This window comes from Pseudoxanthomonas sp. PXM03 (assembly GCF_014852005.1).
Lineage (GTDB): Bacteria > Pseudomonadota > Gammaproteobacteria > Xanthomonadales > Xanthomonadaceae > Pseudoxanthomonas_A.
Window position 1 is genome coordinate 202,471 of sequence record NZ_JACVAU010000005.1, and the last position, 13,554, is coordinate 216,024.

Annotated in this window: 12 protein-coding genes and 1 riboswitch; of the genes, 4 read left to right on the forward strand and 8 right to left on the reverse strand. The window is 68.6% G+C overall.

Features of this window, described 5'->3' with window-relative positions:
- Positions 1–114 precede the first annotated feature (114 nt).
- Positions 115–648 (forward strand): hypothetical protein, encoded by a 534-nt coding sequence (locus IB223_RS18210; RefSeq protein WP_192203197.1) that lies wholly within the window; start codon positions 115–117, stop codon positions 646–648.
- A 12-nt stretch (positions 649–660) separates the two neighbouring features.
- Here IB223_RS18210 and IB223_RS18215 read toward each other — a convergent pair whose 3' ends face one another.
- The 7 genes from IB223_RS18215 to IB223_RS18245 form a co-directional block, all read right to left on the reverse strand.
- Entirely contained in the window at positions 661–1,077 is a 417-nt protein-coding gene (locus tag IB223_RS18215) for an acyl-CoA thioesterase (RefSeq protein WP_192203198.1), read from the reverse strand.
- Between the two features lie 222 nt (positions 1,078–1,299).
- Positions 1,300–2,319 (reverse strand): ribonucleotide-diphosphate reductase subunit beta, encoded by a 1,020-nt coding sequence (locus tag IB223_RS18220; protein WP_192203199.1) that lies wholly within the window; start codon positions 2,317–2,319, stop codon positions 1,300–1,302.
- Between the two features lie 273 nt (positions 2,320–2,592).
- Positions 2,593–4,929, reverse strand: coding sequence for a ribonucleoside-diphosphate reductase subunit alpha (locus tag IB223_RS18225; RefSeq protein WP_192203235.1), 2,337 nt, complete (start codon positions 4,927–4,929; stop codon positions 2,593–2,595).
- A gap of 272 nt (positions 4,930–5,201) precedes the next feature.
- A riboswitch (cobalamin riboswitch) is annotated at positions 5,202–5,423 on the reverse strand.
- 538 nt (positions 5,424–5,961) lie between these two features.
- On the reverse strand, positions 5,962–7,326 hold the full coding sequence (locus IB223_RS18230) for a VOC family protein (protein WP_192203200.1): 1,365 nt from the start codon (positions 7,324–7,326) through the stop codon (positions 5,962–5,964).
- A gap of 74 nt (positions 7,327–7,400) precedes the next feature.
- Positions 7,401–8,261 carry a sterol desaturase family protein gene (locus IB223_RS18235; protein ID WP_192203201.1) on the reverse strand — a complete coding sequence of 287 codons (861 nt, stop codon included), beginning with the start codon at positions 8,259–8,261 and terminating at the stop codon, positions 7,401–7,403.
- Positions 8,262–8,271: 10 nt separating this feature from the next.
- Entirely contained in the window at positions 8,272–8,571 is a 300-nt protein-coding gene (locus tag IB223_RS18990) for an EF-hand domain-containing protein (RefSeq protein WP_255431500.1), read from the reverse strand.
- Positions 8,572–8,690: 119 nt separating this feature from the next.
- Entirely contained in the window at positions 8,691–9,215 is a 525-nt protein-coding gene (locus tag IB223_RS18245) for a hypothetical protein (protein ID WP_225591197.1), read from the reverse strand.
- Positions 9,216–9,408: 193 nt separating this feature from the next.
- Here IB223_RS18245 and ompR point away from each other — a divergent pair, with 193 nt between their 5' ends.
- From ompR to IB223_RS18260, 3 genes are read left to right on the forward strand one after another with little or no spacing between them, the layout of a single operon-like run.
- Positions 9,409–10,128, forward strand: coding sequence for a two-component system response regulator OmpR (ompR, locus tag IB223_RS18250; RefSeq protein ID WP_192203203.1), 720 nt, complete (start codon positions 9,409–9,411; stop codon positions 10,126–10,128).
- Positions 10,125–11,390 (forward strand): ATP-binding protein, encoded by a 1,266-nt coding sequence (locus IB223_RS19065; protein ID WP_192203204.1) that lies wholly within the window; start codon positions 10,125–10,127, stop codon positions 11,388–11,390. Before ompR ends, IB223_RS19065 begins: the two co-directional genes overlap by 4 nt.
- Positions 11,391–11,411: 21 nt before the next feature.
- Positions 11,412–12,323, forward strand: a complete 912-nt coding sequence (locus IB223_RS18260) for an alpha/beta hydrolase (RefSeq protein WP_225591198.1) — start codon at positions 11,412–11,414, stop codon at positions 12,321–12,323.
- 478 nt (positions 12,324–12,801) lie between these two features.
- On the opposite strand, the gene IB223_RS18265 is transcribed toward IB223_RS18260, so the two are convergent.
- Complete coding sequence (locus tag IB223_RS18265) at positions 12,802–13,554, reverse strand: NAD-dependent deacylase (protein WP_192203205.1); 753 nt, start codon at positions 13,552–13,554, stop codon at positions 12,802–12,804.

Genomic DNA, 13,554 nt, shown 5'->3' on the forward strand with positions numbered 1-13,554 from the left:
GCATGGCCCAGCGTGAACACCGGCAGGCGCGCAACATCGGCTGCACACGGGTTTCACCCTTCGCCAACGCCGCCGGCATCACGGTGGGCTTACACCCCACCGCGAGCCGTCGTCATGACCGGATCCGTGTTCTTCACCGAAGAGGTTTCCAACAGCAAGGTGGCGGCCATCTGTCCGAGCGTGGCGGTGGCGCGCCTGCAGGCGGCGCGCGTGCGTGAGGCGATGGGCCTGCCGGCGAGCCAGGTCCAGGTCCTCACGCCCGGCGATACGAAGCCGGGCCGCATGCTGGAGCCTGAAAGCCACGGCATCTATCGCACCATGCTCTGGTCGCACGCCAAGCTGGGTGCCGTGGGTGCGCTTGCCGGCATACTTGCCTACGCCGTGCTGCGCATGCAGGCGGTGCCGATGATCACGCAATCGCCGGGGCTGTCGCTGGCGGCGCTGGCGTTCTTCGGCGGCATCGCCGGCCTGATGGTCGGCGGGCTGGTCACCTTGCGACCCGATCACGATCCCTACGTGATGAAAGTGCTCGGTGCGCTGCGGGAGGGCGACTCCGCCGTGGTCGTGCACGCGCTGTCCGCAGAGCAGAAGCGCGAGGCCGAACGCATCCTGGCGCAGGCGGGCAACGAGACCACATCCACCCTCTGAACGTCGCGGCGGTCAGTCCTGCGCAATCGCCGGGGGCAACGGCGGTGCCTGCGTCGGCCGGCCCAGTGGATCCAGCGCGATCATCACGAAGTGGCCGCGCGTGCACAGTTTGCGTTCGCCGGTCAGCAGGTTCTCGGTGATGACTTCCACGTCGACATTCATCGAGCTGCGCCCCACCTTCACCACGCGCGCCACCACTTCGACCAGGTCGCCCTTGTGGATGGGCTGGTTGAAGTCCACCTGTTCCGAGCGCGCGGTGACCACGGTCGTGCGCGCATAGCGGGAGGCGGCGATGAAGGCCGACATGTCCATCCACGCCAGCGCCTGTCCGCCGAACAGCGTGCCCAGGTGGTTGGTGTGGTCGGGGAAGACCATGTGCAGCAGGCGCGCCTCGAGGGGACGCACTTCGGCGTTGGCCAGTTCGGTCATGGTGGTGCTCCGGTTCGCGTGCTCCCGGCGGCAGCATAGCGCGCCGGATGTGGTGCTGGTGTAGGAGCGACGTGAGTCGCGACCGCGGCAATGAATCCCTCTCCGGCCCTACAGCGTCACGGATGACGGCGGCCGCTTGTTTGGGTTGCCTTGAAGTGATCCGAGGCCAGGCCCCGTCATTCGTGCGGTCGCGACTCACGTCGCTCCTGCAAGGGGCCTGCGCTAGAACGCGTGGTCGAAGCCCACCTCGCCCTGCACGCCCAACTGGTAGGCCGACACGCGGCGCTCGAAGAAGTTGGTCAGCTCCTGCACGTCCTGCAGCTCCATGAAGGGCAGCGGGTTGCGCACGTCGTAGCGCTTGGGCATGCCGAGCTTGGCGAAGTGCTGGTCCGCGCAGTGCTGCAGGTACTGCCGCATGTCGCGCGTGGAGATGCCGGCCACGCCGCCAGACAGGACGTCCTCGGCGAACTGCACTTCGCACTCGATCGCTTCCTCCAGCATGTCGTAGACCTGCTGCTGCATGGCGTCGTCGAACAGGTCGGGCTCTTCCTCGCGCACGGTCCGCACGCACTCGAACGCGAACTCCATGTGGCAGCTCTCGTCGCGGAACACCCAGTTGGTGCCGCTGGCCAGGCCCGGCAGCAGGCCGCGCGAGCGGAAGTAGTACACGTAGGCGAACGCGGCGAAGAAGAACAGGCCTTCGATGCACGCGGCGAAGCAGATCTGGTTGAGTAGGAACTGCCGGCGCTGGTCGCGCGTCTCGATCCGCTTCATGTCCTGGATGCTGTCGATCCACTTGAAGCAGAAGTCGGCCTTCTTTTTGATCGCCGGGATGTTCTCCACCGCCGCGAACGCCTTGAAGCGCTCGGACGGGTCGGGCAGGTAGTTGTCCAGTAGCGTCAGGTAGAACTGCACGTGCAGCGCTTCCTCGTACAGCTGGCGCGACAGGTACATGCGCGCTTCGGGCGCATTCAGGTGCTGATACAGGTTCAGCACCAGGTTGTTCGACACGATGGAATCGCCGGTGGCGAAGAACGCGACCAGCCGGTGGATCAGGTGGCGGTCGGCCGGCGTCATCTTCGAATGCAGGTCGGTGATGTCGATCTGGAAGTTGATCTCTTCCACCGTCCACGTGTTCTTGATCGCGTCGCGGTACATGTCATAGAACTGCGGGTAGCGCATCGGGCGCAGGGTCAGTTCGAAACCGGGGTCTAGCAGCATCTGCTTGGGTTGGGCGGACATGGTGCGGTGTTCCTGTTCTGCTCCTTCCCCCGCGTGCGGGGGAAGGCTGGGATGGGGGCGAACGAAGCCGTTAGGCGTTCGTTTGCTGGAGCGGAAAGAGCAGCGAAGGTTTCGGCCGAGCCTGTGGTGGTTTGCCGTCGGAGTCGTCGGCTGGCCCCCACCCCAGCCCTCCCCCGCACGCGGGGGAGGGGACGATCTACGTGGGTCGGCGCTTCCTTGCGCCCGGAACCTCCGTGTCCCGTAGTCCGTCGGGGATGCCGGCGCGGGGATGCGTTACTGGCACGCCTCGCAGGCTTCCGGGTTCTCCAGCGAGCAGGCGATGGCTTCGGTCGGGGTGTAGTCGCGCTTCGGCGCGGTGGTCGCCGCCGCGCTCACCGTAGTCTTGGCGATGCGGGTGGCCGGGCGCGACCGCAGGTAATAGGTGGTCTTGATGCCCTGCTTCCACGCGTACATGTACATGGACGACATTGCGCCGATGTTCGGGCTCTCCATGAACAGGTTGAGCGAGGCCGACTGGTCGATGAAAGCGCCACGGCCGGCGGCCATGTCGATCAGCGAACGCATCGGGATCTCCCACGCGGTGCGATAGATCTGCTGCAGCGTGTCCGGCACCTGCGCCAGGCCCTGTACCGAGCCTTCGGACAGCTTGATCGCGTCGCGCGTCTCCGCCGTCCACAGGCCCAGCTTCTTCAACTCGTCCACCAGGTAGCGGTTGACCTGCAGGAAATCGCCCGACAGCGTCTCGCGCTTGAACAGGTTGGACACCTGCGGCTCCACGCATTCGTAGCAGCCGGCGATCGAGGCGATGGTCGCGGTCGGCGCGATGGCGATCAGCAGCGAGTTGCGCAGGCCGTGTTCCTTGATGCGCGCGCGCAGCGCGTCCCAGCGCTCCACGTTCTCCGGCACCACGTTCCAGGCATCGAACTGCAGTTCGCCGTTCGCCGCACGGGTGTCGGCGAAGGAAGGATGGCGGCCGCGTTCCTGCGCCAGTTCCACCGAGGTTTCGAGTGCGTGGAAGTAGATGGTCTCGGCGATCTTCGCCGACATCGCACGCGCTTCGGCGCTGTCGAACGGCAGGCGCAGTTTGAAGAACACATCCTGCAGGCCCATGCAGCCCAGGCCCACCGGGCGCCAGCGCAGGTTACCGCGGCGCGCGGTTTCGATCGGATAGAAATTCAGGTCGATCACGCGGTCCAGCTGGCGCACGGCCAGGCGGACGGTCTCGGCCAGCTTGTCGAAGTCGAAATACCCGTCCTCGTCGAAGTGGCGGGCGAGGTTGATCGAGCCCAGGTTGCACACCGCCGTCTCTTCGGCCGAGGTGACCTCGAGGATCTCGGTGCACAGGTTCGACAGGTGGATGACGTTGCCGGCGCGCAGGGTCTGGTTGCTGGCGGCGTTGCACTTGTCCTTGAAGGTCATCCAGCCGTTACCGGTCTCGGCCAGCGTGCGCATCATGCGGCCGTACAGCTTGCGGGCGGAGATGGTCTTCATCGCCTTGCCCTGCGTCTCGGCCTGCGTGTACGCGAGCTCGAATGCAACGCCGTACAGGTCGGTCAACTCCGGCACCACGCGCGGATCGAACAGCGACCATTCCTGGTCGGCCTCCACGCGCTTCATGAAGAGGTCCGGCACCCAGTTGGCCAGGTTGAGGTTGTGCGTACGGCGGGCTTCGTCGCCGGTGTTGTCGCGCAGCTCGAGGAAGTCCTCGATGTCGGCATGCCAGGTTTCCAGGTACACGCAGGCCGCGCCCTTGCGCTTGCCGCCCTGGTTGACCGCCGCGACCGAGGAATCCAGCGTCTTCAGCCACGGCACGATGCCGTTGCTGTGGCCGTTGGTGGACTTGATCAGCGAGCCGCGCGAACGCACGCGCGTGTAGCTCACGCCGATACCGCCGCTGAACTTGCTCAGCTGCGCGATGTCGCCGTACTTGGCGTAGATGGACTCCAGCGTGTCCTGCGGCGAATCCAGCAGGAAGCACGACGACAACTGCTCGTGCGTCGTGCCGCTGTTGAACAGCGTGGGCGAGCTGGGCAGGTAGTCCAGGTGGCCCATGCGGCGGTACAGCGCCAGCGCCTCCGGCACGTCCTCGCTCAGCGCGCAGGCGATGCGCAGGAAGAACTGCTGCGGCGTTTCGATCACCTTGCGCGTGTGCGGATGGCGCAGCAGGTAGCGGTCGTACAGCGTGCGCAGGCCGAAGTAGTCGAAGTGCAGGTCGAGCGAGGCGTCCAGCGCATCGTTGAGCTTGCGTGCATTGGTCTGCACGAAGTTCAGCAGGCGGTCGTTGATCAGGCCGACTTCGTGGCCACGCGTCACCGACTGCGAGAACGCGTGGATTTCCTGGCCGGTCACTTCCTTGGTGATGTAGGCGGCCAGCAGGCGCGCGGCCAGGCGGCTGTACTCGGGTTCCTCGCCGGTCAGCAGGGCAGCGGTGCGGATCGACAGTTCGTCCAGTTCGCGCGTGCTGGCGCCGTCGTACAGCCCGGAGATGGTGCGCGTGGCCACGCGCATCGGGTCGATGGCGTGCAGGCCTTCGCAGTTGCGCTGCACCGCGCGCACGATCTTGTTGAGGTCCACCGGCTCGCGGCCGCCATTGCGCTTGGTCACGCTCATCGCGGTGGCGGTGGGCGGCGGGGTCAGCGAAAACGCGTCCTTCTGGGACGGGGTGGTGCCGGCGTCGGCGACGGCGCTGTCGATCTGGGTCACGAGATTCCTCCATGCGTGGTGCACGCGGCGGCCCGTCCCTCGCGGGGCAGCGGAAGGCCGGATGGGGAATCACAGTGGGGAAGCGGCGTCGCAGGCGGCGAGACCACGCAGTCGGACTGCGGGTGCCCTGCTTCGCCAGCCATCTCCCCCCGGAGAATCCGCGGCCGGCACCGCGCGGTGTGCAACGCGCGGCTGTCGGCAGGTCTTCGGACTCATGGGCGTGGAAGGCGGTGCCTTCCTCCTAGTCCGCCGCTTCCCGAGGCGTGGGCCTCAGTGCTGTGTGGCGGGGTCGTTCCCAATTACCGCTGCGGGGCAGTGCCGGAGTGGGCCCGAAGGCCGCACCGGCTTCCCTTTTCATCCGGAGACTAGCCATCTCCGGAACCGACGGCCACAAGATAGTGGGGGTGTATGGAAGCGTCAACACCAAATGTTGTGTGGAACAGCCGATGTCGACGCGATGCGGGTTTCACGGATTTCTCCTCCCGCATTGACTCCTTCTCCCCGCTTGGCGGGGAGAAGGTGCCCGGAGAGCCTGCCCCGTACTGGATACGGGGGCGGATGAGGGGCAGCGCGGTAGTGACTCGTGTGTCAGGCCCTTCTGCACCAAGGGATGTTGTCCCGATCCGACGCGTCAGGTGCTCCAACTCCGTTCGCCCCTCACCCGCCTTCGGCACCCTCTCCCCGCTGCGCAGGGAGAGGGGAGCTGTCTGGCCGTGCTTGTGCCTCAAAGAAAGCGACGCACTTGCGTCCTTCTCCCCGCGCGGCGGGGAGAAGGTGCCCGGAGGGCGGATGAGGGGCAGGCGCGGTGATGATTCGTGCGTGAAGCTCTTTGGCATCAAAAGCGCTGTCGCGATCCGACGCATTGGGTGCCCGGACTCCGTTCGCCCCTCATCCGCCTTCGGCACCCTCTCCCCGCTGGCGCAGGGAGAGGGGTGAGCATCAGGCGCGCAGCGTCGCGATCGAGGCGTCCTGCGCCTGCGCATACAGCGCGAAAGGATCGTGGATCGTCTTGCCCAGTGCCGCCTCGAACGCTTCCTGGTTGGCGTGCGCGTTGTACGCGCGCTGCTCGCCGCCGCCCAGGTTGGACTGGAAGATGCCCGCCGCGCTGACCGGGAGGAAGTCTTCGTAGACGATGGGATCGACCACGGCGTGGCCCGCCTCGACCAGTGCATCAGGCGTCATCGCCGCACGTTCGCTGGCGGGCAGTGCTGCGCCGGCGTCGGTCAGGCGGTAGCGGAAGTAGCCGAGGCCTTCACGGCGCAGCGTGTCCTCGTCGTCCGGGAACGCGGCGAACGCGGCTGCCAGCCGCTGCGGATAGTCGGCCGAGGTATTGCCGGCACTGCCGGCCTGGCGCACCTGCGCGAGCAGGCGGTCGTAGAGTTCGCGTCCGGCCGGCGTCAGCGCCAGGCCGCGCTGTTCGATCTCGCCGAAGCGCGCGCTGTGGCTGCCGGGTACCAGCGTGCCGGTGGCGTCGGGGAAGGCGACTTCCTCTTCCAGCGCCTTGAAGCTGGTCTGGCGCAGCAGGATCGGCACGGCGCGGCGCGGCGGGCCTTCGATCAGCGCCTTGGCCTGGATGCCACGCTCCAGCATCGCCGCCTGCGCGGCATCGATGTCCAGCGTGCGCGGGGTGAGGTGGTTGATATGCGGCCCACGGAAGCTGACCACGTCGGCGACCAGCCGGTGCAGGCCGTGCAGGGCCTGGTAGGTCTGCAGCGAGACGGTGGCATCGCCGTGCCAGCGGAAGGTCTCGAGTACTTCGGCGACGAAGCGCTGCGCGTCGGCCTCACCCAGTCCGCCATCGCGTTCGGCCTGCGCCACCAGGGCGCGCGCGCCCGCGGTGAAGATGTCGCGGCGGGCCAGGATGGCCTCGGCTTCCGTGCGCAAGGCCGCGTCCGCGATCAGCTCCAGCCGCAGCAGCGAGGTGAAGATGCGGAACGGGTTGGCGGCCAGCGCGTCCTCGCTCAGCGGCCGGAAGGCGGTGGCGTGCACCGGCACGCCGGCCACGGTCAGGTCGTAGTAGCCCACCGGATGCATGCCCATCAGCGCGAACACGCGGCCCAGCATCGCCAGTTCCGCCGGCGTGCCCACCCGGATCGCGCCATGGCGCTCCAGGTCCAGCCGTTCGGTTTCGCCCGTGCGCTGCAGGCGTGCGGCCAGCGCGGCATCGTTCTCCAGCGTCACGGTATTGATCTCGCCGACCAGCGTGATCAGGTCGCCGTACAGCGGCACCTCGGCGCGGTACATGTCGGACATGGCCTGCGCGAACAGGCCGCGGATGCGGTCGGGGGAAACGAAAGCGGTCATGGGGCTCGGCATGCGGGCGGCGTGGGGCCGCCGGGGGCGCGTATTGTCGCCGCCCGGGCGGGCGCGAGCCACTCTCAACGGCGCGGGCGGACCGCTTCCGCGCCGTCCGGGACATACCCGGGCGGTCCGAACAGCGTCATCACGACCTGCCGCAGGCCGCGCGCCCGGCGCAGGTCGCGGCCCAGCTTCACCCAGGCATGGAAGGCAAGCGTCACCGGGTTGTAGCTGCGCACCGGCTCGACCAGCCCGTAGCGGAGCGGTACGCCGGGGATTTCCTCGCGGCAGGTGCCGAACAGACGGTCGAACACGATCAGCACGCCGCCATAGTTGCAGTCCAGGTACTCCGGATTGCTGGCATGGTGCACGCGGTGGTGCGCGGGCGTGTTGAAGACGAACTCGATGGGGCGCGCCAGCCGCGGCACCAATTCGGTATGCAGCCAGTACTGGTACAGCAGGTTCACCGCCAGCGCGCCGACCACGTACGGCACCGGGAAGCCCAGCCACACCAGCGGCCCGAAGAACACCGCGGCGCCGGTCAGCTTGCCGGTCCAGCCCAAGCGGTACGCGGTCGACAGGGCGTACTGCTCGGAGGAGTGGTGCACCGAGTGGTTCAGCCAGAACCAGCGCACGCGGTGATCGGCGCGATGCATCCAGTAGTAGCAGAACTCCTGGCCGACGAAGAGCGCCACCCAGTGCCACCCGCGATCCATCGCGATCGTCGTCAGCCGGAAATCCCAGATCGCCAGCAGCAGCACGCCCACCACGCCGCCCCGGATCAGCAGGCCCAGCAATGCGCGTCCCGCCGCGTCGCCCAGCGATGCCCAGTAGCTCTTCCAGTCATAGCCGCCGCGCCGCATCAGCCATGCGCCTTCCAGCGCGGCGATGCCGGCGAACACCAGCAGGGGTACACCCAACAGCGGGGGCAGCGATGCCATCGTCGCGGCCTCAACGCTGGCGACGGCGTTCGGCCAGCTGCGTGGCCATCGCCCGCATCTCGTCAGGCGACAACCTGCCGTCGCCATTGGCGTCCAGCGTGTCGAAGTTCTTCGCCACGCGCGGCAGCCTGGCCTCGGCTTCCGCCTTGTCGATCAGGCCATCGCCATTGGCATCGGCGGCTTTCAACCGTTCCTGCAGCTTGGTCTTCTGTTCTTCGGTCAGCGTGCGCTGCTGCGCGCCGGCGGGGGCGGCCACCAGCACGAAGATGGACAGCGTGGTGGCGAGGGGGAGCAGGATGGAACGGGACATCGGGAATCTCCGGGTGAGGGAAGGAAAAGGTGCAGGCGCGGCGGTGCGGGAATGCATCCGTGCGACAGGGGGGAGTGCCATGCTGCCGCGCCTGCGGGAAAGCGGGTGCAGCCGGCCGATCAGTTGCCGCGCGGACAGGCGATGGTCTCGCCGCTGGCATTGGTGCAGGCGCCGGTGTGCGTCACCGTGCCGCCGGACACCGTCGTGCTGCCGTTGTAACTGTTGCCGTTCGCGCCGGTGGCGGTGGTGCTGCGCGCACCGCTAACGTTGCCGTCGGCATCACGGCTGATGCCGCCGCTGGTGCTGGCGGTGCCGCCGTTCGGACCGTTGGCGTAGGCGCTGCCCTGGCGGCCGGCGCTGCCATCGGCGTTGCGGTAGGCGCTGCCTTCGTAACCGGCATTGCCGCCGTTGGCGCCGCTGATGCTGCCGCTGCGCGCGGCGGTCGCATTGCCCTGGCCGTCGGCCTGCCAGTTGCGCTGGCGCTGGCTGTCGAAGCGCGCGTTGCTGCGCTCGGTGGCGACGCTGCCGCCCTGGGCGGTGCGCTGCACGGCGCGGCTGCGCTCGCGCGCTTCGGCGTGGTCGGCGAACAGGGTGGTGGCGCACAGGGCGAAGGCGGTGGCGATCAGGAACGGGGTCTTGCTCATGGCGGAATCCTCGTTGGGGTGTGGGATGGCCGCGCAGGGAAGCGGCGGCAGGACCACGGTAGGGCGGGCAACGGTGGCAGGTGTGTCGCCGTTGACAGCAGATGTGTCTGCCGGCGGTGCTGGAAACATCTGCTTACAAACGGGCCGCCGGCAGGGTTTGCCGGGCATCGCGGCGGCGGGCGATAGTGGCCGCATGGACGAAACTTCGGCGCGCATCCTGCTGGTGGACGACGACGTGCGGCTGCGCGAGCTGCTGGTGCGCTACCTGCAGTCGCAGGGCTTCGACGTGCGTGGCGCGGGCGATGGCGCGCAGATGCGGCAGGCGCTGGATCGCGGCCACTTCGACCTGATCGTGCTGGACCTGATGCTGCCCGGCGAGAACGGCCTGGAGATCTGCCGCCGCCTGCGCGGCCAGGGCGACGCCACGCCCATCGTCATGCTGACCGCGAAGGGCGACGAGATCGACCGCATCGTCGGGCTGGAGATCGGCGCCGACGACTACCTGCCCAAGCCGGTCAATCCGCGCGAACTGCTGGCCCGCATCCGCTCGGTGCTGCGGCGCACGCGTCCTGCACCCGGTGCACCGCAGGCCGAAGGCGGCGAACTGAGCTTCGGCCCGTTCCGCCTCGATCTGGGCCGGCGTGAACTGACCCGCGACGGCGTGCTGTTGCGCTTGACCAGCGGCGAGTTCGCCGTGCTGTCGGTGCTGCTGCGCCATCCGCGCCATCCGCTGAGCCGCGACCGCCTGATGAGCCTGGCACGCGGCCGCGAACACGATGCGTTCGAGCGGAGCATGGACGTCACCATCGCGCGCCTGCGCCGGCTGCTGGAAGACGATCCGCGCCAGCCGCGCCTGATCCAGACCGTATGGGGCGTGGGTTATGTGTTCGTGCCACCGGAGGCCGCGCCGTGAGGTCGCCGCTGCCGCGCAGCGTGTTCGGCCAGCTCGCGCTGGTGATCGCGCTGGTGCTGGTCGGTGCCGGAGTGCTGGCACTGCTGTTGGGGCGCGAACTGGCCACGCGGCCGGCGGCCGACCAGTTGCTGCGCGCGATGCAGGGGTTCGCCGAAGTCGTCGAAGCGCTCGATCACCACCAGTCGCATGCGCGCACCGTCGCGCAGCTGCGTGACGCCGGGCTGGAGGTGCGCAGCACGCCACCCGCCGATGCACGACCGCGCTTCGCCCCCTTGCTGCGCGAACTGCGCGAACAGGCAGCAGGCACGCTGGGCGCCGGGCGCGAACTGCGGATGGATGCCGGGCGTGGATTGCGGGTGATCTGGCTGAAACCGGCCACGCGCGAACCGCTGTGGGTGTCGTTCGCCTATGACCGCCCGGCCACCGGCATGCGTCGTTTCTCCGTGTTCATGCTGGTTGGTTGCGTGGCGCTGGTATGGCTGGCCGCCGCGTACTTCGCGCGCCGGCTCGTGCAGCCGTTGCGCCAGCTTGCGGCCGCGGCCCCGGCCATCGTGCGTGGCGATGCGCCGCCGCCGGTGCACGCAAGTGGCCCGCGCGAAGTGGCGGACCTGGCACACGCGCTGGGCGAGGCCAGCCGCGATGTACGCGCGGCGGCGGAAGAACGCGCGCTGCTGCTCGCCGGCATCTCGCACGACCTGCGCACACCGCTCACGCGCCTGCAGTTCGCGCTGGAGATGGTGCCGGACACCGATCCCGGCCTGACCCGCAGCATGCATCGCGACATCGCCGAGATGGATGCCATCCTCGGCCAGTTCATCGCCTTCGCACGCGATGGCCGCGACGAAGGCAGCGAGAGCGTCGACCTGGCCGCGATCTGCCGCCATGCGGTCGCCGCCGCTTCGAAAGCCTGGCGGGTGGACCTGCCGGAACATGCGCTGCTCCCCGGCAAGCCGATGGCGCTGCTGCGCGCGGTGGAGAACCTGCTGGTCAACGCCGAGCGGCATGGCGCGTTGCCCTTGTCACTGCAGCTGTGCGCCGAAGGATCGGCATGGGTGGTCGAGGTCGCCGACGGCGGCTCCGGTCTCTCCGCCGAAGCGGCCGAACGCGCACGCCAGCCGTTCGTCCACGACCAGGCGCAGGGCGGCAGCGGGCTGGGCCTGCCCATCGTCGACCGCGTGGCCCGCCAGCACGGCGGCGAACTGCGCCTGCTGCCGAACACCCCCTACGGCCTGCGTGCGCAATTGTGGTTGCGCGCGGGCTGATCTCCCCATCGAGGTGATGCCATGAAGACGATGCTGTTCCGCACGGGCCTGGTGGCATGCGCCTTGCTCGCTGCGCTGCCGCCGCTGGCCGCGCAGACCTTCCGCGAACGCCTGCAACAGGCGCGTGAGGCTTCGCGCCAGCCCGCCGCGCGTGCGCCCGTGCTGCCAGCGGGTGCGCGCGCGCTGCGCGATATCGCCTATGGCGCGGATCCGCGCCAGCGGTTCGATGTCTACCTGCCCGCGCAGCCGCGCAACGCGCCGGTGATCCTGTTCGTACACGGCGGTGGCTGGGAGAACGGCAACAAGGACAATCCCGGGGTGGTGGAAAACAAGGCGGCGTACTGGCTGCCGAAGGGGTACATCCTCGTGTCCACGAATTACCGCATGCGGCCGGACACCGCGCCGCTGGAGCAGGCGCGCGACGTGGCGCGCGCGCTGGCCGCCGTGCAGCAGCGCGCGCCGGAATGGAACGCCGATCGCTTGCGCGTGCTGTTGATGGGACATTCCGCCGGCGCACACCTGGCCGCGCTGGTCGGCGCCTCCTCCACGCTCTGGCGCGAGGCTGGCGCAACGAAGCCGCGTGGCGTGGTGTCGCTGGACAGCGGAGCGCTGGACGTGCCGCTGACCATGCAGAAGCCGCCGCTGCCCGGCATCTACGACCGCGCGTTCGGCAGGAACCGCGGCGACTGGATCGCCGCATCGCCCTACCACCAGCTCACCCGCGATGCCGTGCCGATGCTGTTCGTCTGCTCCTCGCGCCGCAAGGACGCCTGTCCGCAGGGCCGCGCGATGGTGGAGAAGGCGAAGACGTTGGGGGTGGCGATGGAGGTGCTGCCCGAGGATCTTTCGCATGCGGAAGTGAATCGATTGCTGGGGACGCCTTCCGGTTACACGGACGCGGTGGATGCGTTTGTCCATAGACAGCTGCACTAGGCATCCCCGCAGCACGAAGTATCCCTCTCCCCGTGCTCGGGGAGAGCAACTGTCTTGATTCAGGCGCAGCAGGAAGCGTTGAGGTGGTTGCGCATGCCCGCCTTCAACGAACACCAAGCGTTCTGCGCGAAGAGCGCCCCTCATCCACTCCCGTATCCAGTACGGGACAGGCTCTTCGGGCACCTTCTCCCCGCTTGCGGGGAGAAGGACACGAGAGCGTCGTTTTCTTTCAGGCACAAGCACAGCGAGGCAACTCCCCTCTCCCTGCGCAGCGGGGAGAGGGTGCCGAAGGCGGGTGAGGGGCGAACGGCGTCGTGTTTCATGCGTGCCGCTGGCGTCGCACCATGCATGACGGTGAACCCCAGAGCGACGTATCCGCCCACACCGCACTCGCCCCTCATCCGCCCCCCTATCCAGTACGGGGCAGGCTCTCCGGGCACCGTCTCCCCGCTTGCGGGGAGAAGGAAAGCAGCAATCCCTAGCGCGCCAGCAACGGCAGCGCCTGCGCCGCCGTCGCGCACCACACATGATCCGCGTCCGCAGACAGCGCGGTCGGCTCGGGATTGATCTCCACCACGACCGCGCCATGGCGGCGGGCGAGCGCGGGGAGACCTGCCGCGGGATACACCAGCCCCGACGTGCCCACCACCAGCATCAGCGAGCAACACGTTGCCGCGTCCACCGCCGTTGACCAGGCATCCTCGGGCAGCATCTCGCCGAACCACACCACGCCCGGGCGGATGCGATCACCGCAGGCGACGCAACGCATCGGCTCGACACGCTGCGCATCGTCCACGTACTCGTCGAGCGGGCCCTCGTGCGTGCGCCCGCAGGCGAAGCAGCGCAACGCGAACAGGCTGCCGTGCACATGTGCGTCGATCGTGCTGCCGCCGCGCTCGTGCAGGTCGTCCACATTCTGGGTGACCAGCCAAAGCGGCACGCGGCGCGCCAGCTGCGCGAGCGCACGATGGCCGGCATTCGGCTGCGCCTCGCGGACCCGGTGCATCCGCCAGCGGTACCAGCCCCAGACCAGCGCAGGATCCTCGCGCCACGCCCCGGCCGTCGCCAACCGTATCGGATCGAACCGCGACCACAGGCTGTCGTGGGTACCGCGGAAGGTGGGGATGCCGCTCTCGGCCGACATGCCGGCGCCGGTCAGCACGCAGACGTGGCCGCCGTTGTCGATCGTCCGATGCAGCACGTCGTCGATCGCGGCGGGCACGGCGCGCAT

Excerpts from the sequence above, each read along its gene's own strand:
- IB223_RS18230 (WP_192203200.1), bottom strand. The coding sequence starts at position 7,326 with ATGACCGCTTTCGTTTCCCCCGACCGCATCCGCGGCCTGTTCGCGCAG.
- ompR (WP_192203203.1), top strand. The coding sequence starts at position 9,409 with ATGGACGAAACTTCGGCGCGCATCCTGCTGGTGGACGACGACGTGCGG.
- IB223_RS18245 (WP_225591197.1), bottom strand. The coding sequence starts at position 9,215 with ATGAGCAAGACCCCGTTCCTGATCGCCACCGCCTTCGCCCTGTGCGCC.
- IB223_RS18265 (WP_192203205.1), bottom strand. The coding sequence starts at position 13,554 with ATGCGCGCCGTGCCCGCCGCGATCGACGACGTGCTGCATCGGACGATC.
- IB223_RS18220 (WP_192203199.1), bottom strand. The coding sequence starts at position 2,319 with ATGTCCGCCCAACCCAAGCAGATGCTGCTAGACCCCGGTTTCGAACTG.
- IB223_RS18235 (WP_192203201.1), bottom strand. The coding sequence starts at position 8,261 with ATGGCATCGCTGCCCCCGCTGTTGGGTGTACCCCTGCTGGTGTTCGCC.
- IB223_RS18225 (WP_192203235.1), bottom strand. The coding sequence starts at position 4,929 with ATGAGCGTGACCAAGCGCAATGGCGGCCGCGAGCCGGTGGACCTCAAC.
- IB223_RS18210 (WP_192203197.1), top strand. The coding sequence starts at position 115 with ATGACCGGATCCGTGTTCTTCACCGAAGAGGTTTCCAACAGCAAGGTG.
- IB223_RS18215 (WP_192203198.1), bottom strand. The coding sequence starts at position 1,077 with ATGACCGAACTGGCCAACGCCGAAGTGCGTCCCCTCGAGGCGCGCCTG.
- IB223_RS18990 (WP_255431500.1), bottom strand. The coding sequence starts at position 8,571 with ATGTCCCGTTCCATCCTGCTCCCCCTCGCCACCACGCTGTCCATCTTC.
- IB223_RS18260 (WP_225591198.1), top strand. The coding sequence starts at position 11,412 with ATGAAGACGATGCTGTTCCGCACGGGCCTGGTGGCATGCGCCTTGCTC.